Origin of the sequence: Parapusillimonas granuli (assembly GCF_013416525.1) — a bacterium.
Taxonomy (GTDB): Bacteria; Pseudomonadota; Gammaproteobacteria; order Burkholderiales; family Burkholderiaceae_B; genus Parapusillimonas; species Parapusillimonas granuli.
On record NZ_JACCEM010000009.1, the window covers coordinates 199,997 to 219,491 of the forward strand.

Consider the following 19,495-nt stretch of genomic DNA (forward strand, 5'->3'; position numbering starts at 1 on the left):
TCAATTTTTCCTGTCTTGGATGCTGGAAGCGGTATGGGTGTCAACGTCTATCGTCACGGGCATGCCTTGGCGCAATCCCTTGTCGCTGTCGGCTTCATCAATAACGATACGCAGGCGGTACACCAGATCGGTGCGCAAGTCCGTGGTTTCTACCGTCTTGGGGGTGAACTCCGCGCGTGGCGAGATAAAACCGATCTGGCCATAATAAATTTTGTTGGACGAGTCGTTTGTAACCCTCACCCTGGTACCGGGCGCGATGCGCCCGAGGTCTGGTTCCGCGACGTAGGCTCGGACATATACAGGCTGATCCAGACTCAGGCTGTAGACGGTGCTTTGGCTTGCCACCATGCTGCCCGGCTCACGAACCCGTGCAATCACAGTGCCGTTGCTGGGTGCCAGCAGTTCGGTATCGGTCAGAGCCGTGGCGGTCTGGGCACGAGTTGCTTGTGTGGCTGCCAAGTGGGCCTGGGCGGCGGCGATGTCTTCTTGACGGAAACCTTCCATGGCGAGCGACAGGGCGGCCTCGGCAGACGCTACTGCAGCAGCGGCCTGGTCACGTGCTGCTCGCGCGGCATCGACGGTACGCCGGCTACTGGCCCCGGAAGCCACTAAGCTGCTTTGACGCTGGTAGTCGCGCTCTGTGTTAACGGCGACGGCTCGTGCCTGCTTGAGTGCTTCCTGTGCCTGAGTGATTTCCTGGGGCCGCAAGCCACTGCGCAATTTGGTCAGCTCCGCCTGCGCCACCTGCACTGAGGCATCAGCCGACGCCAATGCATCACGATAAGGTTGGTCGTCGAGAACCGCCATACGAGTTCCGGCGAGGACCGTGTCGCCTTCGTCGAATGTCATTTCAGCAATGCGTCCTGGTTGGCGAAAAGCCAGTTGCACTTCTCGGATATCGACGTTGCCATATAAACGTAGCTGGCTTTCGTCTGTATCGGTGCGCTGTATCCATATATAACCTCCGCCAAGTGTGATGGCTACGATGGCGAGCGCTGCAACGGAAAGTTTTCCGGCCTTCTTCATTTGGTGTTTTCCATGCGGCTGATGCCACGACGATAGATCGCGAACACATTGGGCGCGTCATGGCGGATGCGTGCGACATCGTCAGCCATCAACGACTGCATCACCAATCCCTGAATGGTGCCAATGAACAGAAGGGCGGCTGCTTTGACGTCCAAGTCAGGATCCAATTCACCTTGCGCCTTGCCGGCTTCGAGTAGACGGCATAGGCGCTCTCCATAGCGTTGGGTTAGCGTTTGCACCATCCGTTTGGGCAGCGTTTCTTCCGCGCGTTGCAGCTCTCCAAAAAGCATTCGAGGCACTCCTGGGTGTTCGGATACGAAACCGATGTGTGTCATGAAAACGGCTTCCAGGGCTTCGATTGGCGATGCAGCACTGTTTGCAGCTTTGTCCACGCGCGCCAACAAGCGTTCCGAAACCCAGGACATGACCGCCTGAAGAATGGCATCTTTGTTTGGAAAATGCCGAAATAGCGCACCTTGAGTCAGGCCCATACGCTGTGCAATTGCCGTGGTGGTGATATCACTGGGGTTCTGTTCGCCGGCTAGATCAACCACCGCCTCGACCGTTGCTGCACGCCGCTCTTCGGCAGGAAGGTGCTTGGGACGTTGATTCATTGCTTATCCATTTGAAAGTAAGTAATCTATCACTATCTTATCATGATGACGCTACCTGGGATAGAGATTTAATAGAGGAGATTGTGATGGTAGAAAAAATCGTCACTGAACATAGGCTGCTACTCCTGGAGGGCGGTGCACGTGCCTCCGGATATTCTGCAGAAGATTGTCTGCTGAACGAGGCATAAATGGAGCTTCGTCATCTTCGAGGCTTCCTCGCCGTTGCTGAAGAACTGCATTTTGGTCGAGCCGCAGAACGTCTGCATATAGAGCAGTCGCCGCTGTCACGGACGATCAAAGAGTTGGAGGAAGATCTTGGGGCGCAACTGTTTGTGCGTACTACACGCAGTACGCGCCTGACCCGTGCCGGTCATGAGTTTCTAGTGCATGCACGCCGCATTCTGCCGATGGTGCAGCAGGCCAGAGACAGTACCCAGGCGGTCGCGAACGGCTATCAGCGTCAGTTGCGTATTGCCTTGTCGGACGCCTTGCCGTCCCCGTGCCTGCCGGCATTGCTGGCCCGATGCCGGGAGCAGGAACCGGAGGTTGAGGTACGCATGTTTGAGATGCCATTCTCGGAACAATTCCGAGGTTTGCACGATGGCCTTTATGACGTGGGCCTTAATCAAGTGGGCGACGTTGGTGATGCATTGGTAGCGCGCCCCGTCTGGCATGATCCGCTTCGAGTCGTCCTGCCTGAGCGCCACCCTCTGTTGAACCATAGCCAAGTGCCTTTGGGGGAAATATTGCGTTATCCCCTGGTTTTAGGTCACACGACAATATTCGAGGGTTTTACGCGACAGGTAGATCGCATTTTGCGCCAGACCGATCAGGAGCCGTTGATACTCGAACGGGTAGGTTCGTTCGACATGATGGTGACGCTGGTAGCTGCCGGGTATGCCCTGGGATTGGCTGGCGCTTCGCATATGCTTGTATGCGGTGACCGCGGCGTCGTGGCACGACCTCTGGCCGGCAAAGCGGCCACGCTTACAACCTATCTGGTGCATCGCAATGAAAATCTGTCCGCAGCTATGGAACGATTCATCGACCGAGTGGAAACACTGGAATGGTCGGGTACAGACTCACCCAATTACCGTCAACCCGATATCTAGGAGGTGTGATGCGCAAACTATCATTGTTATTGATTTTGATCGTCGGGCTGACCGGTTGCGGCCTGTCTGAAACGCCCATACCTGAACCCGACATACCAACTGTCGAGGAACTGGCTGCCGACCCCGCCCGGCTGAAGGCGTTGCGCGAGCAGTGCAAAACCCATCGCTCTAACCTGGGCGACGTGTTGTGCGACCGGGTCGCCGAAGCTACGCGCATACGCTTCTACGGTGACGGTACCGTGCCTTACACCCCATCGGATACGCCACCCAAGTTCTGATTCGTCGGCATTTCCCTACAAATCCTGTTTTTCTTTATTGACACGCCGCAACGCGCCCGAGCCTGCGGCGTTTTCTTCGTGTGCGCCCCTCCATGAATTGATGTTTTTTTCATCAGCATTGTCCTGATAACGGTCTTTGACCGGCACTGACCTGGCACCGATGCTCATAGGCAGGCACATCCGTGTGCCGCTATTGAACGAGGAAATCAGGCAGAAGAAGTCGGAGGCTGGGCCATGCAAGGGACGAACGTACTGTTCGGGCAGATCGTCGTCGTATTCAGCATCGTGATCGCCGGAGTGTGGGGTGCCACACAATGGACTGCCGCCGCCCTGGATTATCAGCTACGCTTGGGCTTGCCTTGGTTTGATTTCCTAGGCACGCCGATCTATCACCCTTGGCGTCTCTTTGAGTGGTGGTTCTTTTTCGATGCCTACGCGCCGGAGGTCTTCAACACCGGGGGCATGATTGCCGGGGGCAGCGGCTTGATCGCCGTGGTAGTCGCCATCGGCATGTCAATCTGGCGTTCGCGTCAGGCGCGGCTGGTCACGACCTATGGTTCGGCACGCTGGGCGCAAGCGCCGGATATACGTAAAGCGGGGCTGACCCAGCCCACCGGCATCTTCCTTGGCCTTCATGACGAACAATACCTGCGCCACGAAGGGCCGGAACACGTATTGGCCTTTGCGCCGACTCGCTCGGGGAAGGGCGTGGGCCTGGTGGTGCCGACGTTGCTGTCCTGGCCGGCCTCGGCCGTCATCCACGACATCAAGGGCGAGAACTGGCAGATTACGGCGGGCTGGCGTTCGCGTTTCTCGCACTGCCTGCTATTCAATCCCACGGATAGTCGCTCGGCTGGCTACAACCCGCTACTGGAAGTGCGCAGGGGCGAGCACGAAGTGCGTGATGTGCAGAACATCGCCGATATTCTGGTTGATCCTGAAGGCGCGTTGGAAAAGCGCAATCATTGGGAAAAGACGTCGCACGCACTGCTAGTGGGTGCCATCTTGCATGTGCTTTATGCGGGCGAGGACAAGACGCTGCGCGGCGTGGCGAATTTCCTGTCCGACCCCGCCTGCCCATTCGAATTGACGCTGCACCGCATGATGACGACCGCGCACCTCGGGGACGCTCCGCATCCCGTGGTGGCGTCTGCCGCTCGCGAAGTGCTGAACAAATCGGATAACGAGCGTTCCGGTGTGTTGTCCACCGCCATGTCGTTCCTGGGCCTATACCGCGACCCGACGGTGGCCGAAGTCACCTCGCGCTGCGACTGGCGTATCGCCGACCTGATTGCGTCTGAGCATCCAGTGTCGCTGTATCTGGTGGTGCCGCCCTCGGATATTTCACGAACCAAACCGCTGATCCGCCTGATTCTCAATCAGATCGGGCGTCGCTTGACGGAATCGCTCGACGGTTCCGATGGCATTGAGCGTCGCCACAAGCTGCTGCTGATGCTTGATGAGTTTCCCGCGCTGGGCCGTCTGGATTTCTTCGAGACGGCGCTGGCCTTCATGGCGGGCTACGGCATTCGCAGCTTTCTGATCTCGCAGTCGCTCAATCAGATCGACAAAGCCTACGGTCAGAACCATTCGATTCTGGATAACTGCCATGTCCGTGTGACCTTCGCCACCAATGACGAACGCACGGCCAAGCGCATTTCCGAAACCCTTGGAACCGCTACTGAACTGCGCGCCCAGCGCAACTATGCCGGCCATCGCCTTGCGCCCTGGCTGGGACACCTCATGGTGTCGCGCCAGGAAACGGCGCGGCCACTCTTGACCCCCGGCGAAGTGATGCAACTTCCCCCTGATGAAGCCGTGGTGATGGTGTCCAGCGTGGCGCCGATCAAGGCGAAGAAACTGCGCTATTACGCCGATGCCAATTTCTCGCGGCGTGTGTTGCCTCCGCCTGCGCTCAAAACAGGGCGCTATGCCGACGCACCACCGGCGCGGCCTGACGATTGGAGTGAGTTGGCGATTCCGGCGGCTCCTGCTGCGTCCGACCCTATGGGTGGCGATGAAGTATCGGGCGTTGCCGATGACGGCGGCCCGCGTCGCCAGCCTGAGCTTGCGGACACCATCGCCTATCCTCCCGAACCCGAATATCCGGCCAGCGACTTGTCGCTGCTGGATGACGATGACCTGTCACCCATGCTGCCCAGCCAGCTAGACCCGGCCATGCAGCGCGTGGCGCGCCTGGCCTCCCTCGACCCTGATGACGGAATCCAGTTATGAGCCGATATCGCTTGAATCTCTTCATTCATCCCGAACACGCCAAGCGCCTGGATGAACTGGCCGCCAAGAAAGGCGTATCGAAGTCATCTATCGTGGCGGCGGCGCTGGCTTCCTGGCTGTCGCCCGATGCCGGCGACCAGCGCGAAGCGGCGATGGCCAAGCGACTGGATCGGCTATCTCGCCAGTTTGAGCGGCTGGAGCGTGACCAAAACATCCAGATCGAAACACTGGCGCTGTTCGTGCGTTACTACCTGACCGTCAGTACGCCGGTGCCCGAAGCCCATCAGGATGCTGCCCGCGCTCAGGGCAAGGCGCGCTTTGAGCAATTCGTCGAACAGCTTGGCCGCCACCTGCTGCGTGGTCGTAGCCTAGTGCGCGACGTGGTGGAGGAACTGCATCCCGACCCTGTGCGCATGGACGATACGGTGGCTCAAGTTGAGGCGCAGGAGCGTATCTCATGAGCGCTGTGCCGAAATCTTCTACCGCCGTTGCCCTGGATCGCCGCATCCAGATGCTGCGTACCGCTATGGGGCCGGTGATCGCCGTCGCGCTGGAAGACCCGGACGTGGTGGAAATCATGCTGAATCCCGACGGTTCGCTTTGGGTGGATCGTCTTTCCAGCGGTCGTGCGCCGCTGGGCCTTGAACTGTCTGAAGCGGATGGCGAGCGCATTATTCGCTTGGTCGCTGCCCATGTTGGCGCGGAAGTGCATCGCGGCCAGCCGCTTCTGACCGCCGAACTGCCCGAAACCGGCGAACGCTTCGAAGGTATCTTGCCGCCTGCAGCGCCCGGCCCGGCCTTCGCGCTGCGCAAGCGCGCCGTGGGCGTGATTCCGCTTACGCGCTACATCGCCGACGGCATGATGAGCACGGCGCAAGCCGACTTTCTGGTGAGAGCGGTCCGTAGGCGGCTGAACATCCTGATCGCTGGTGGCACCAGCACGGGTAAGACCACACTTGCCAATGCTTTGCTCGCTGAAATCGCCGCTACGGGCGACCGTGTGCTGGTGCTCGAAGACACGGTGGAGCTGCAATGCGCGGCGAACGATCATGTGCCGCTACGCACACGCATGGGTGTGGTCACGATGCAGGAACTTGTGCGCGCCACGATGCGACTACGCCCTGACCGTGTGGTGGTCGGTGAAGTGCGCGGCGGTGAAGCGCTGGATCTCATCAAGGTCTGGGGTACGGGCCACCCCGGCGGTATCGCCACCATCCACGCGGGTTCTGCCGTGGGGGCTTTGTTGCGCCTGGAACAACTGATTCTGGAAGTGGCGGTGAACCCGCCGCGCGCCCTGATCGCCGAGGCGGTCAATGTCGTCATCTACATCGCCGGTCGCGGACGCAAGCGCCGCATCGAAAGTATCGCCCGCGTGGCCGGCTTTGACGGCACCGGCTACCAACTGGTCGATGCGCTGGAAACGCCATTTCCCGAGTCAGCGCCTGCTTCTTTTCCATCTTCTGATCTGCCTGGAGACTCGTCATGACATCTGTTAATGCCTTCCGCATATGCGTTGTTCCCCTTGTCACTGTGACATGGCCGCATCGCCTTGCCCACCCTGTGGTGCAAGGGCTGCTGCTGGCTGTACTGCTGATGTTGGTGGCCGGTGCCGCGCAGGCCGCTGGTTCCTCCATGCCCTGGGAGGGACCACTGCAATCCATTCTGGAGTCTATCCAAGGGCCGGTGGCGCGCATCGTTGCCGTCATCATCATCATTGCCACGGGTCTGGCACTCGCCTTTGGCGACACAAGCGGCGGCTTTCGCAAGCTGATTCAAATCGTCTTCGGCCTGTCCATCGCGTTCGCTGCATCGTCGTTCTTCTTGTCGTTCTTTTCATTCTCAGGCGGGGCCGTCGTATGAATACCGACATCGAAGGGGCACCCAGCTTCGCTGTGGGGTTTGAGGTGCCGCTGCATCGTTCGCTGACTGAACCGATTTTGATGGGCGGCGCACCGCGTACCGTGGCGATTGCCAACGGCACGCTGGCCGCTGCCGTGGGGCTGGGCCTGCAGTTGTGGATTCCAGGTGTGGTGCTCTGGATCGTTGGTCATTCTCTGGCGGTATGGGGCGCACGTGTTGACCCGCAGTTCATGCAGGTTTTTGCCCGTCACATCAAACATAAAACGCTGTTGGACGTGTGAGGAGATGACGCCATGCTGAACCTTGCCGAGTATCGTCAGCGTCCTGCCTTGCTCGCTGACTGGCTGCCCTGGGCCGGATTGATCGCGCCCGGTGTGGTGCTGAACAAGGATGGGTCATTTCAGCGTACGGCACGCTTTCGCGGGCCTGATCTGGATAGCGCTACCCAAGGTGAGCTGATTGCGACTTCCGCCCGCTTGAATAATGCGTTGCGCCGTTTGGGGTCGGGTTGGGCGCTTTTCATCGAGGCCGAGCGCCGCCCGGCGGCAGACTATCCCCATTCGGACTTTCCTGAAAGCCTGTCCTGGCTGGTCGATCAGGAGCGTCGCGCTGCCTTCGAAGAGGCCGGGCATCACTTCGAGAGCGCCTATCACCTGACGCTCATGTTTCTCCCGCCCGAGGAATCCCGCGCCCGAGCCGCCGGGATGCTCTATGAGAATCGTTCCGCCGAAGGGGTGGACTGGCGCGAACGGCTGGCTGCCTTCGTAGCGGAAACGGATCGCGTCTTCGATCTGCTCGATGGCGTGATGCCGGAAATTTCCTGGCTGGATGACAGCCAGACGCTGACCTACCTGCATTCCACCATTTCGACACGGCGTTACCGCATTGGCGTGCCGGAAGTCCCGTTTCACCTTGATGCACTACTGACTGACTCCGCGTTGGTGGGTGGGCTGGCTCCGACGCTGGGCGATACGCATCTGCGGGTGGTGTCGGTGCGAGGCTTTCCGACTTCCACCTGGCCGGGCATTCTGGATGACCTGAACCGGCTTGGCTTTGCTTATCGCTGGAGTACGCGCTTTCTGTGCATGGACAAAGCCGAGGCGGAAAAGGAGCTGCGCCGCCTGCGCCGTCAATGGTTCGCCAAGCGCAAGAACGTCGTGGCGCTGCTCCGGGAAACGATTTTCCAGCAGGAGTCGCCGCTGGTCGATACCGATGCCAGCAACAAGGCCGCCGATGCGGACGCCGCCTTGCAGGAACTGGGCAGCGACCAAGTTGCCTTTGGGTATGTCACTATCACCGTGACGGTGCTGGATTCCGACCCTGCCGTGGCGGATGAAAAACTGCGCATGATTGAGCGCGTCATTCAGGGCCGGGGCTTTGTGACCATTCCCGAGACGTTGAACGCCGTGGATGCCTGGCTGTCGTCCATTCCCGGCAATGCCTATGCCAACGTGCGGCAACCTATTGTGTCTACATTGAATCTGGCTCATATGATGCCAGTGTCGGCGGTGTGGGCCGGGCCACAGAAGAACGAACATCTGGATGGGCCGCCGCTCATTGTCACGCGCACCGAAGGGGCGACGCCATTCCGGCTGGTGACGCATATTGGCGATGTGGGCCACACCCTGGTCGCCGGGCCGACCGGCATGGGCAAGTCGGTATTGCTGGCCGTCCTGGCCAAGCAATTTCGCCGATATCCCGGTTCACGCATCTTCGCTTTTGACATGGGCCGTTCGATGCGCGCCACCATTCTGGGTCTGGCGGGTGAGCACTATGACCTTGGCAATGATGGCGAGATCGCCTTTCAGCCGCTGGCACGCATCGACCATGAAGGCTACCGCACCTGGGCGGCGGAATGGATTGAAGGCCGTTTGCTGCATGAAGGCATGGCCGTCAGTCCCGATGATAAGGCTGCCATCTGGTCGGCGCTGGGGAGCCTAGCGGGTGCGCCGGTGGAGCAGCGCACGTTGACGGGCTTTTCCGTACTGCTGCAATCGAACACGCTGCGCCAGGCGCTTGCGCCCTATGTGCTGGGCGGCGCGCACGGCAAGCTGCTGGACGCTGACCATGACCGGCTGGGCATGGCTGACGTGCAGGGCTTCGAGATGGAGGAGCTGATGCACAGCCCCGCCGCCGTGCAGGCGGTGCTGCGCTATCTGTTCGCACGGTTTGACGAACGCTTTGATGGTGCGCCAACCCTTCTGATTCTGGATGAGGCATGGTTGTTTTTGGATGAGCCGTCCTTTGCCGCCCGCATCCGGCAGTGGTTGAAGACCCTGCGTAAGAAGAATGTCTCGGTGATCTTTGCCACGCAGTCGCTGACCGACATCAAGGATTCGAGCATTGCGCCGGCAATTATCGAAAGCTGCACAAGCCGCATTTTCCTTCCCAACCCGCAGGCAACCGAGCCGCAGATTCGCACGATCTATGAAGGCTTCGGCCTGAACAGCCGACAGATCGAGATTGTGGCCACCGCCCAACCCAAGCGCGATTACTACTACCAGTCGCGTCTGGGCAACCGTCTGTTTGACCTTGATCTGGGGCCAGCCACGCTGGCCTTTGCGGGCGCCTCCACCCCGCAAGATCAGCGCGACATCGACCGCATCCTGCCAGTTGCCGGCGTACCCGGCTTTGCGGATGCCTGGTTGCGCCATCGCGGCCTGGATTGGGCCGCCGACCTGTTGCCCGAGTTTCCCGGCTTCGCACCCGTGCCCGAGCTTTCCCCTTCATCCCTGGAGACCCTGCCATGAAAATCCGCACGCTATCTCTGTCGCTCGCCGCCGTGTTCACGGCGTCTTTGCTGGCCGCTTCGCCCGCCTGGGCCTGGAAAACGGTCTTTGACCCATCCAACTATACGCAGAACACGCTGACCGCCGTTCGCACGCTGCAACAGATCAACAACCAGATCAATCAGCTTCAGAACGAGGCCCAGATGTTGATGAATCAGGCCCGCAATCTGGCGAGTCTGGATTTCAATGTCGTTAACCGCCTGCGCAGCACGCTGGCCGCCACCGAGCGCCTGATCGGCGAGGCGCAAGGGCTCAGTTACGAGGTGGCGAACATGGATCAGGAGTTTGCGCGCCTGTATCCCGACCAGTATGCCGCCACCGTGAGCGGCGACAGTATGGCTCAGGATGCTCGTGAGCGCTGGAAGAATACGTTGAATGGCCTGCATACCGCCATGCGGGTGCAGGCCCAAGCCTCGCAGAACCTGCGCGACGATGAAAGCGCACTGACCGATCTGGTGAACCAAAGCCAGTCGGCGCAAGGCGCGTTGCAGGCTATGCAAGCGACCAACCAGCTTCTGGCCTTGCAGGCCAAGCAGGGCATCCAGGCGCAACAGCTTCAGATCACCCAGGACCGCGCCGCCTCATTGGAGCTGGCACGCCAGGCGGCGGCCACCGAGCGCGCCCGTGAAGTGCGCCAGCGTTTCCAGGGCAGCGGCACGCCGTATACGCCGCAAACCGTGAATTTCTACGGCAACTGATCGGAGCGCTTGAGCCATGAATGACGTGGCGGTGATCGACCGTTTTCTCGCTACCTTTGCGCAATACATCGACTCGGGGTTCGGGTTGTTGCAAGGCGATGTGGCGTTTCTCACCGCTACGCTCATCGTGATCGACATGACACTGGCCGGCCTGTTCTGGGCGATGAATCATGCCAGTGGTCAGGGCGACGACGTGATCGCCAAGCTGCTGCGTAAGGTGCTCTACGTTGGCGCGTTTGCCTACATCATCGGCAACTTCAATGTGCTGGCTGGCATTCTGTTCCGCTCTTTCGCTGGGCTGGGCCTGATCGCTTCAGGCTCGTCAATCACGATGGGCAACTTCTTGCAGCCCGGACGGCTGGCGAAGACTGGTATTGATGCCGCTGCGCCCATTCTGGAACAGATTGGCGACATGGCGGGCTTTCCCGAGGTGTTCACCAACATCGACCCTATCGTGGTGATGTTCCTCGCCTGGATGGTGGTGGTGCTGAGTTTCTTCGTGCTGGCGATTCAGCTTTTCGTGACCTTGATCGAGTTCAAGCTGACCACGCTTGCCGGCTTTGTTCTGGTGCCTTTTGCGCTCTGGAACAAGACCTCATTCCTTGCCGAGAAGGTACTGGGCAATGTGGTGTCCTCCGGCGTCAAGGTGCTGGTGCTGGCTGTGATTGTCGGTATTGGTAGCGGCTTGTTTTCTGAGTTCCAGGTACATCCTGATGAGCCGTCTGTCGACTATGCGCTGGTCATCATGCTGGCCTCGCTCTCTTTGCTGGCGCTGGGGATCTTCGGGCCGGGCATCGCGACGGGGCTCGTCTCTGGCGGGCCGCAGTTAGGCGCAGGCTCCATGGCCGGTGCCGCCGTGGGTGCGGTTGGAACTGCTGTTGCCATCGGTGCAGCCGCCACGGGAGTGGGTGGGGCGGTGGCGGCGGGGGCACGCATGGTTCCGGGCGCCGCCCGCATGGCTTCCGGCGCGGCTCGATCCATCGGTTCGAGCGCGGGCAGCATCCGGTCTGCTTTTCAGACAGGTGCAGCGGCGGGTGGTGGCCTTAAAGGAGCGACGGGGGCAACCCCTGCTTCTGGTGCTGGGGCAGGTGCGTCCGGTGGAGCGTCCACCGATACAGCCAGCGCCACTGCTCAACCGGCCTGGGCCAAGCGCCTGCACCGCCGACAACAATTGACGCAAGCCGCCACGACCACTGCCCACGCGCTGCGCGGGGGAGATGGAGGTGGCGCGGGCCAAGGCCCAAGCCTGCGTGATTCCGATTCATAAGGGGAACCCTCATGCGTTTCAAACGACCGCTGGTGCGTTATGCCGAATCTCCGCAACCCGCCACACCTTACCAATCCGCCGCCCAGGTCTGGGACGATCGTATCGGCTCGGCGCGGGTGCAGGCCAGGAACTGGCGGCTGATGGCCTTCGGCTGCCTGCTGCTGGCGCTACTCATGGCCGGCGGTCTGGTGTGGCGCTCGATGCAGTCCATTGTCACGCCCTATGTCGTGGAGGTGGATAACGCCGGCCAGGTGCGGGCCGTTGGGGAGGCGGCTTCGCCGTACCGGCCCAACGATGCACAAACCGCCCACCATATTGCCCGCTTCATCACGTTGGTGCGCTCGCTCTCCATCGACCCCGTCGTGGTGCGCCAGAACTGGCTGGATGCCTATGACTACACCACGGACAAGGGGGCCGCTGTGCTGAATGACTACGCACGGGTGAATGATCCCTTTACCCGCATCGGCAAAGAATCTGTGACGGTGCAGATCACGAGTGTCGTGCGGGCGAGCGGCACGTCCTTCAACGTGCGCTGGACAGAACGCCGCTACGTCAATGGCGCATCCGCAGGTCTGGAGCGCTGGACGGCCGTGGTGTCCATCGTGCATCAGACGCCGCGCACCGAAGCGCGTTTGCGCAAAAACCCCCTGGGGCTTTACGTCAATGGTTTGTCGTGGAGCCGTGAACTTGATTCCTCTGAAGGAGCACAGCGATGATGCCGTCTTTGCGCTTTTACGCTTTTCCGTTGACCCTGATTGCCCTGGCGGGCTGCGCCACACAGGGCAAGCCGCCACCGGCCATCTCCCTCGATGAGCCGGTACTAGCTGAACTGCTGCCCGAACCGCCCAGTCCGGTCGAAGTGATCGCTGTGCCTGAACCCCTGGCGCTGCCGGCGCAACTGAAACCCTTGCCGGGTACGGATGCGGGTAAAGCTACGCCCGAACCCGCCGATGAAACCGTGCGGGTGTCTCGTGCCAATGCTGAAGCACGGGTTGCGCCCACTCGTGAAGGTTACGTCAATGCCATTCAGGTCTGGCCCTATAGCGACGGCGCGTTATATCAGGTCTATACCGGCGTGGGCCGTGTGACGGTGATTGCGCTGCAGCCGGGTGAGGAACTGGTGACGGTCGCCGCCGGCGATACCGTGCGCTGGATTGTCGGGGACACCTCCAGCGGCAGCGGCGCGGACTTGCGTGTGAACGTGCTGGTCAAGCCGATCAGGTCTGGTTTGAAGACGAACCTCGTCATCACCACCAGCCGCCGCACCTATCTGCTGGAGCTGACTTCCACCGAAAAGACATGGATGGCGTCGGTATCCTGGGAGTATCCGAAGGATCAGATGCTGGCCTTGCAGCGCCAGAATCAGGCGGCGCAAGCCGGCGCGCCGGTCGATACCGGGCTGGCGCTGGAACATCTGCGCTTCCGCTATGCGGTCAGCGGCAGCAACCCGCCTTGGAAGCCGTTGCGCGCTTTTGACGATGGGCAGAAGGTCTATATCCAGTTTCCCGCAGGCATCGCGCAAGGGGAGTTGCCTCCGCTCTTTGTGATCAGCGTTGAAGGCGACGGCCAACTGGTGAACTACCGCTTCCGCTCGCCGTACTACATCGTGGATCGGCTGTTCGGTGCGGCCGAACTGCGCCTGGGCGGTGATCGGGGTGACGTGGTGCGCATTGAGCGCACTGATGGTGTGATGCGGAGGGACTGAACATGAGTGAGGAACGCGCACCTGATCCCGCCCCGCCACAAGCGGTCGATAAAGTGGCCCCCGAAACTGTGGCGCTGCGCGCCCAGCCCCGGCCTGTAACGCGATTGAACCGGCGCACCTTGGCCTTGCTGGTGGGCGGGCTGTCGGTGGCGGTGCTGGGCGCTACGATCTGGTCGCTGCAACCCCAGCGGCGAGGTGCAGGTACACAGACTGAGCTTTACAACGTGGACAGGGTGTCAAAATCGGAAGGGCTTGATGCCTTGCCAGCGGATTATTCGATGCTGCTGACACCAGAAGTGCCACCCGATGTGCCGGAACTTGGCCCGCCGCTGCCCGGCGACTTGGGGCCGGCCATCGTGAATAGCCAGCAACCAGTGGTCGCCAACTACGCGCCGCCGGGCGTTGACGCCGAAGCTGCTGAACGGGAAGCGCAGCGTAAGGAAGCCGAAGCGGCGGCTGCTTCGTCGGTGTTCTTCCGAACCGGACAGGGGCAGTCTGGACAACCTGCGGCGCCGACTACGCAGGCGATGCCTGTGACTCCTGGGATGGACAACACGTTGGCAGCCTTTGACCCCCTGGCCGCAGGCCCAGCTTCTACGGCAGCACAGCCGACCGACCCCATTGCAGCACAGAACCGGCAAGACCAGAAAGAGGCATTCCTGCAATCCGGCTCTGCGGAAATCCGTAATTCCGGGAACCTGCAAATGCCTGCCTCGCCATATCAGGTCATGGCCGGTACGGTGATCGCAGCCGCCTTAGTGACAGGCATCAAGTCCGATCTTCCGGGCGATGTCATCGGCACTGTGACAGAACCCGTCTATGACTCCGCGACCGGCAAGTATCTGTTGATTCCGCAAGGCTCGCGCATCCTGGGCCGCTACAACAGCCAGGTCAGCTACGGCCAAAGCCGGGTACAGGTCGTGTGGCATCGGGTCATCCTGCCTGACACGTCCTCGCTCACACTGGATAACCTGATCGGCACTGACCCAGCGGGCTACGCCGGCCTGGAAGACGACGTGGACTGGCACTGGGGTCGCATCGTTGGCGGTGCGGTACTGACAACGCTGCTTGGCGTTGGTGCGGAGCTGGCTGCGCCGGAAAATCGCCAGGACGGCGACCGCATCATCATCGCCGGACGCGACAGCGCCCAGGACAGCATCAATCAGGTCGGCCAGGAAATGACCCGACGCAACATGAACATCCAGCCCACCTTGACCAGCCGCCCAGGTTTGCCGGTGCGGATCATCGTCAACCATGATCTGATGCTGCGGCCCTACCAGCCATTGTTCTTCAACAAGGGAGCGTCACAATGACCACCACCAGAAAACTACGGCTTGGGCCACTGCCCAAGACCGAAACCGTCAAGCTGACCTTTGCCTGCCCGGCCAGCCTGAAAGCGGAGCTGGAGCGCTACGCCGCGCAGTATGCGCAGACGTATGGGGAAGCTGTCGATGTTGTGACGCTGATCCCGCACATGCTGGAGAAGTTCATGGCGGGGGATCGAGGGTTCAGAAGGACCGTTGAGTAGTTTAGCCATCACACTCTAGCAGTTCCACCTATCGTCGCTCGACGCCATGCTAAGACCGCGATGGCAGTCCAGACAAGTGTGCGTACCGTCATGGCGATTGCCGTACGTTGCTCCCAGGCTCCCCCTAGAAATATGTGCACTGCGAAAGCCAGGAAGACAAACGCAGTTGCAACAGCGATAGCGATTGCTATCCAGCAAGCCCAACGCTGGCCTATCAATAATCCGATACCAGCAACGATATAGATGAATCCGGCTAGAAAATTGAACCAAAGCACGAATGGTACATAGTGTCCGGCCGCTTGGCGCGCTTCGCCATCAAAAAACAGCACTGAACCACCTTCCCGAAGCGTCAGCAATCCGAAGCCGATGGCGAATAGGGCGAGTAGCCAATTCCATACGTTCCGTCGTGGGTGAGTGGTCATGATCAGAGCCCTCTGTGCTGTTGAGTAAAGGAAATTCCCAAGCTTTTGGATCGCATCAAACACGACGGATTCTCGTCCAAAAGCTTGCAACTTTGACTGCAAGTAGTAAGATAGTAGTAGATTACTTACTTTTTTCAAAGGTTAAAAATGAGCGCAGTCGCTACGCCTCCAAATTCCGCGCCGTCACCGTCGGAGTTCAGCCCCCCTGATGCCCTGGATACGCTTGTGAATGCGTGGCGTGCACGTGTCACTGGCGGCCTGTCGCCAGCGGCGGGTTTGCTGGCGTGGTATGACTGGGCGCTGCACCTAGCCCTTTCATCAGGTAAGCAGCGTACTCTGATCGAAAAAGGATGGGACAAGCAGCAGCGTTTTGCCCGTTACATATTGCAAGTGGCAAGCTCTCGCGACTGCCCGACTTGCGTCGAACAGTTAGAACATGACCGGCGCTTCACTGCTTCAGCCTGGCAACAGTGGCCTTTCAATGTCATTCATCAGGGTTTTTTGCTGCAACAAGAATGGTGGGACAACGCCACTACGGGCGTGCGTGGCGTATCACGCCACCACGAGAGAATGGTTACTTTTGCAGGGCGCCAATGGCTCGACATGTGGTCGCCGGCTAATTTCATCTGGACAAATCCCGAGGTGCTGGACGCTATGGCAGCAAGTGGCGGTGCCAGTCTGTGGCGCGGTGCCATGAACTTTCTCGAAGATGCCCGGCGCGTTGTTCTTGACGAGCGTCCGGCGGGAATTGAAGGGTTTGAAGTCGGCAAGGACGTGGCGGTCACGCCAGGGAAGGTGGTGTTTCGCAATCGTTTGATTGAACTGATTCAGTACACACCTGCTACGCCAGATGTTCATGCAGAGCCCATACTGATCGTGCCCTCCTGGATCATGAAGTACTACATTCTGGATTTGTCGCCTCACAATTCCATGGTGAAATATTTGGTTGGCCAAGGTCACACGGTATTCATTATTTCCTGGAAGAATCCGACCGAGGTGGATCGCGACCTGGGCATGGAGGATTACCGGCGGCTTGGCGTCATGGATGCGCTGGACACGGTTACAACCATTGTGCCAGGACATAAAGTTCAGGCGGTGGGCTATTGCTTGGGTGGCACGTTGTTGACGATCGCTGCTGCTGCCATGGCGCGTGATCACGATGATCGTCTGCACAGCTTGACACTATTAGCGTCAGAAACCGACTTTCGTGAGTCAGGCGAAATTTCCTTATTTATTGACGAAAGCCAACTGGCATGGCTGGAAGCCGGGATGTGGGAAAAAGGCTATCTGGAAGGCCGGCAAATGGCAGGTGCATTCCAGATGCTTAACTCGCAAGATTTGATCTGGTCACGTCGCGTACGTGAATATCTGCTGGGCGAACGACAGACATTCAATGACTTGATGGCTTGGAATGCTGATGTGACGCGCATGCCGTATCGCATGCACAGCGAGTATCTGCGAAGCCTGTATCTAAACAACGATCTGGCCGAAGGACGCTATCGCGTGGGTGAAAAACCGGTGGCAATCGCCGATATCAAAGTGCCCATGTTCATTGTCGGAACAGTGCGTGATCACGTCGCGCCCTGGCCATCCGTGTACAAGATGCATCTGCTCAGTGATGTGGAACTGACTTTTGTACTGACTAGCGGAGGGCATAACGCCGGGGTGGTGAGCCAGCCGGGCCATCCAAGACGCAGTTTCCAGATTGCCACCCGAAATGCCGATGATCGTTATGTTGATCCGCACAAGTGGCGAGCCGAAACCCCGCTGAACGAAGGATCCTGGTGGCCTTCCTGGCAGCAATGGTTGGCGCAGCGCTCAACCGGGCGCATGGCGCCACCCGCCATGGACGGAAAGCATGCTCCGCTTGACGATGCCCCTGGAACCTATGTGGTAATGCCTTAACACAACGAACTGAGGCTGCAACCAGATCAGTCCATTTCATTAGGGGCATTCTCAAGGATGTCTCACAACCGCTCCAAAGGAACTCACTCCAAAAAGGAGCACCACGATTGAGGACCATTCCGATGAACAATGAACTGCCCATTCATCTCTGTAAGGCCAATGCCGAACTGCAGTTGCAGATCTTGCGTTTGTTTCAGCAGTCAAGCGAGCAGTGGTTCGAAGCCATGCAACAGCGTCACGCCAATAGCGTTCGGGAAACTGCTTCGCGGATTCAGGGGCTTCAGCAAGCGACCGATTGGCAGATGCTCGCGAGTTTGCCACCCGCAGCGTTCTGGCGTCTGACTGAAGGCCGCGTAGGCGATGCACAAGCATTTGGCCAAGCTATCACCCGTAGCCAGGCGGCCCTTTCTGATGGTTTGCGGCAAGCCTTCGTCGCGTGGCAGGAAGCCGTTTCCAGCGCTATCGGTAGCGGTAACGACGCTGCCGATTTTAACCAATTTTTCATGCGCTCGATGCAGCCCTGGGCGACGCCGAGCTCCGCGCCCCAAGGCAAGGCAAAGAAACAAGGACAGGAATGAATACTAAACAACGAATAGCGCTGGTGACTGGCGGCAATCGCGGTCTGGGCGCAGCCATTGCACGTGCCCTGCACGATGCCGGCCACCAAGTGAGTATTACACATACTCCTGGCAACACCACGGTTGGTCAATGGCAGCAAGAGCAAACGGCTCAGGGTTACACATTTACTGCCTATGGTGTGGATGTGTCCGATTACGAGTCCACGCAGCAACTCGCCCGGCGCATCCATGACGACGGTCATCAGGTTGATATTCTGGTGAACAACGCGGGGATTACGCGTGATGTGACCTTACGAAAGATGGACAAAATCGCCTGGGACGCCGTGCTGCGCACCAATCTGGATTCCATGTTCAACATTACCAAACCGTTCATCGAATCGATGACGGAGCGCGGCTGGGGCCGCATCGTCAACATCTCGTCGATCAACGGCAGCAAGGGTCAGTTCGGTCAGACAAATTATTCGGCTGCCAAGGCGGGGGTGCATGGCTTTACGAAAGCCCTCGCTCAGGAAGTGGCGCGCAAGGGGGTGACCGTCAACACCGTTTCGCCAGGTTATCTGGCTACCGAGATGGTAATGGCGGTGCGAGAAGATGTGCGTCAGAAAATCATTGACGGGATTCCCGTTGGTCGCCTTGGACAACCCAGTGAAATTGCCGCACTTGTTGCGTTCATCGTCAGTGACGCTGCGGCTTTCATGACTGGCAGCAACGTGGCGATGAATGGGGGTCAGCATATGTATTGAGACAGAGAGATTGCTTGGTTCGAAGGCAAAGCATCTTGACACTGCATTCCACAGCTCTTTTCTCTGTTCGAGGACGAACTTAATGTATTCACGGATTTTAGTGCCGCTTGATGGCAGTCCCACTTCCATTTTGGCTCTTGAGTATGCGGCGAACTTGGCTCGGATGAGTGAAGGCACTGTGATCTTGATGCATATTATCGAGCCCACTCGCCATAAAACCGATTTCGTGCGCCCGCGCGTTTATTTGGAGGATGTTCGTCCCCGCCTCCTTGCAGGGGGACAGGCCTTGCTGGACGAAGCCGAAAAGCGGTTAGGCCAAGACGGAACGATAACTGAAAGGGTGTTGTTAGAGTCCACGATAGAGCGAATATCAGAGCAAATTGTCCGTCAAGTTGAGGAGAGTGGTTGTGACCTGATTATCATGGGCACCCATGGACGCCGCGGAGTGGATCGACTGCTTCTGGGCAGTGATGCGGAACAGGTAGTGCGCATTGCGCCAGTTCCCGTTATGTTGGTGCGTCAGCCTCACCAGAACGGAAGTAATTAACCAAAAAATCTGTGAGCTCTTACGTACCGGGCTTCACTACTTTGGCTTATATGAGGGGGAAAGCTTGGGTTATGCTGCATGGTGTCGTCTGATTCTGATTTTTTTGGTCGGAGCGCTAAGTGGTTGCGCCATAGTCGATGAGTTTCAGCCATCAGTGATCATGCATCGAATACCACCTGACGAGGCAA

General features: G+C 59.2%; 22 protein-coding genes. 18 read left to right on the top strand and 4 right to left on the bottom strand.

Annotation, left to right across the window (positions count from 1 at the left end; all coding sequences use genetic code 11):
• Window positions 1-1,026 carry a secretion protein HlyD gene (gene hlyD / locus H0A72_RS17185; RefSeq protein ID WP_180151834.1) on the bottom strand — a complete coding sequence of 342 codons (1,026 nt, stop codon included), beginning with the start codon at window positions 1,024-1,026 and terminating at the stop codon, window positions 1-3.
• Complete coding sequence (locus H0A72_RS17190) at window positions 1,023-1,640, bottom strand: TetR/AcrR family transcriptional regulator (RefSeq protein ID WP_172629720.1); 618 nt, start codon at window positions 1,638-1,640, stop codon at window positions 1,023-1,025. The genes hlyD and H0A72_RS17190 overlap by 4 nt, the downstream gene beginning before the upstream one ends.
• Window positions 1,641-1,828: 188 nt before the next feature.
• On the opposite strand from H0A72_RS17190, the gene H0A72_RS17195 reads away from it, so the two are divergent.
• Window positions 1,829-2,752, top strand: coding sequence for a LysR family transcriptional regulator (locus tag H0A72_RS17195; RefSeq protein WP_180157555.1), 924 nt, complete (start codon window positions 1,829-1,831; stop codon window positions 2,750-2,752).
• Between the two features lie 8 nt (window positions 2,753-2,760).
• The gene (locus tag H0A72_RS17200) at window positions 2,761-3,030 is read left to right on the top strand and encodes an EexN family lipoprotein (protein WP_180157557.1); all 270 of its coding nucleotides are present in this window, start codon (window positions 2,761-2,763) and stop codon (window positions 3,028-3,030) included.
• Window positions 3,031-3,045: 15 nt separating this feature from the next.
• On the opposite strand, the gene H0A72_RS17205 is transcribed toward H0A72_RS17200, so the two are convergent.
• Window positions 3,046-3,198 carry a hypothetical protein gene (locus tag H0A72_RS17205; protein ID WP_180151837.1) on the bottom strand — a complete coding sequence of 51 codons (153 nt, stop codon included), beginning with the start codon at window positions 3,196-3,198 and terminating at the stop codon, window positions 3,046-3,048.
• Window positions 3,199-3,264: 66 nt separating this feature from the next.
• Between H0A72_RS17205 and H0A72_RS17210 the strand changes: the two genes are divergently transcribed.
• Genes H0A72_RS17210 through H0A72_RS17265 form a run of 12 tightly spaced genes read left to right on the top strand, consistent with a single transcriptional unit; the run spans window position 3,265 to window position 15,112 of the window.
• Entirely contained in the window at window positions 3,265-5,265 is a 2,001-nt protein-coding gene (locus tag H0A72_RS17210) for a conjugal transfer protein TraG (protein ID WP_180157559.1), read from the top strand.
• On the top strand, window positions 5,262-5,726 hold the full coding sequence (locus H0A72_RS17215; protein WP_180157561.1) for a ribbon-helix-helix protein, CopG family: 465 nt from the start codon (window positions 5,262-5,264) through the stop codon (window positions 5,724-5,726). The genes H0A72_RS17210 and H0A72_RS17215 overlap by 4 nt, the downstream gene beginning before the upstream one ends.
• The gene (gene trbB, locus H0A72_RS17220) at window positions 5,723-6,751 is read left to right on the top strand and encodes a P-type conjugative transfer ATPase TrbB (RefSeq protein WP_180157563.1); all 1,029 of its coding nucleotides are present in this window, start codon (window positions 5,723-5,725) and stop codon (window positions 6,749-6,751) included. Before H0A72_RS17215 ends, trbB begins: the two co-directional genes overlap by 4 nt.
• Window positions 6,748-7,125: a TrbC/VirB2 family type IV secretion system protein gene (locus H0A72_RS17225; RefSeq protein ID WP_180157565.1), complete on the top strand. Its 378-nt coding sequence runs from the start codon at window positions 6,748-6,750 to the stop codon at window positions 7,123-7,125. The genes trbB and H0A72_RS17225 overlap by 4 nt, the downstream gene beginning before the upstream one ends.
• A complete protein-coding gene (locus H0A72_RS17230) occupies window positions 7,122-7,406 on the top strand; it encodes a VirB3 family type IV secretion system protein (RefSeq protein ID WP_180157567.1) in 285 nt (94 codons plus the stop codon). Before H0A72_RS17225 ends, H0A72_RS17230 begins: the two co-directional genes overlap by 4 nt.
• 12 nt (window positions 7,407-7,418) lie before the next feature.
• A complete protein-coding gene (trbE, locus tag H0A72_RS17235) occupies window positions 7,419-9,875 on the top strand; it encodes a conjugal transfer protein TrbE (RefSeq protein ID WP_180157569.1) in 2,457 nt (818 codons plus the stop codon).
• Window positions 9,872-10,612: a P-type conjugative transfer protein TrbJ gene (gene trbJ, locus H0A72_RS17240; RefSeq protein WP_180157571.1), complete on the top strand. Its 741-nt coding sequence runs from the start codon at window positions 9,872-9,874 to the stop codon at window positions 10,610-10,612. Before trbE ends, trbJ begins: the two co-directional genes overlap by 4 nt.
• A 16-nt stretch (window positions 10,613-10,628) precedes the next feature.
• The gene (gene trbL, locus H0A72_RS17245; RefSeq protein ID WP_180157573.1) at window positions 10,629-11,879 is read left to right on the top strand and encodes a P-type conjugative transfer protein TrbL; all 1,251 of its coding nucleotides are present in this window, start codon (window positions 10,629-10,631) and stop codon (window positions 11,877-11,879) included.
• 11 nt (window positions 11,880-11,890) lie between these two features.
• Entirely contained in the window at window positions 11,891-12,595 is a 705-nt protein-coding gene (gene trbF / locus H0A72_RS17250) for a conjugal transfer protein TrbF (RefSeq protein WP_180157575.1), read from the top strand.
• The gene (gene trbG / locus H0A72_RS17255; protein ID WP_180157577.1) at window positions 12,592-13,584 is read left to right on the top strand and encodes a P-type conjugative transfer protein TrbG; all 993 of its coding nucleotides are present in this window, start codon (window positions 12,592-12,594) and stop codon (window positions 13,582-13,584) included. The genes trbF and trbG overlap by 4 nt, the downstream gene beginning before the upstream one ends.
• 2 nt (window positions 13,585-13,586) lie before the next feature.
• Window positions 13,587-14,897 (top strand): TraB/TrbI/VirB10 family type IV secretion system protein, encoded by a 1,311-nt coding sequence (locus H0A72_RS17260; protein ID WP_180157579.1) that lies wholly within the window; start codon window positions 13,587-13,589, stop codon window positions 14,895-14,897.
• Entirely contained in the window at window positions 14,894-15,112 is a 219-nt protein-coding gene (locus H0A72_RS17265; protein WP_180157580.1) for a DUF2274 domain-containing protein, read from the top strand. Before H0A72_RS17260 ends, H0A72_RS17265 begins: the two co-directional genes overlap by 4 nt.
• Before the next feature lie 8 nt (window positions 15,113-15,120).
• Here the strand turns inward: H0A72_RS17265 and H0A72_RS17270 are convergent, their stop codons facing one another.
• Window positions 15,121-15,597, bottom strand: a complete 477-nt coding sequence (locus H0A72_RS17270) for a hypothetical protein (protein ID WP_425502482.1) — start codon at window positions 15,595-15,597, stop codon at window positions 15,121-15,123.
• A gap of 84 nt (window positions 15,598-15,681) precedes the next feature.
• On the opposite strand from H0A72_RS17270, the gene H0A72_RS17275 reads away from it, so the two are divergent.
• The 4 genes from H0A72_RS17275 (at window position 15,682) to H0A72_RS17290 (ending at window position 19,307) form a co-directional block, all read left to right on the top strand.
• The gene (locus H0A72_RS17275; RefSeq protein ID WP_180157581.1) at window positions 15,682-17,439 is read left to right on the top strand and encodes a PHA/PHB synthase family protein; all 1,758 of its coding nucleotides are present in this window, start codon (window positions 15,682-15,684) and stop codon (window positions 17,437-17,439) included.
• A gap of 122 nt (window positions 17,440-17,561) precedes the next feature.
• Window positions 17,562-18,017 (top strand): hypothetical protein, encoded by a 456-nt coding sequence (locus H0A72_RS17280; protein WP_180157582.1) that lies wholly within the window; start codon window positions 17,562-17,564, stop codon window positions 18,015-18,017.
• Complete coding sequence (phbB, locus tag H0A72_RS17285) at window positions 18,014-18,760, top strand: acetoacetyl-CoA reductase (RefSeq protein ID WP_180157583.1); 747 nt, start codon at window positions 18,014-18,016, stop codon at window positions 18,758-18,760. Before H0A72_RS17280 ends, phbB begins: the two co-directional genes overlap by 4 nt.
• Window positions 18,738-19,307, top strand: coding sequence for a universal stress protein (locus H0A72_RS17290; RefSeq protein WP_246436824.1), 570 nt, complete (start codon window positions 18,738-18,740; stop codon window positions 19,305-19,307). The genes phbB and H0A72_RS17290 overlap by 23 nt, the downstream gene beginning before the upstream one ends.
• Window positions 19,308-19,495: the final 188 nt, after the last annotated feature.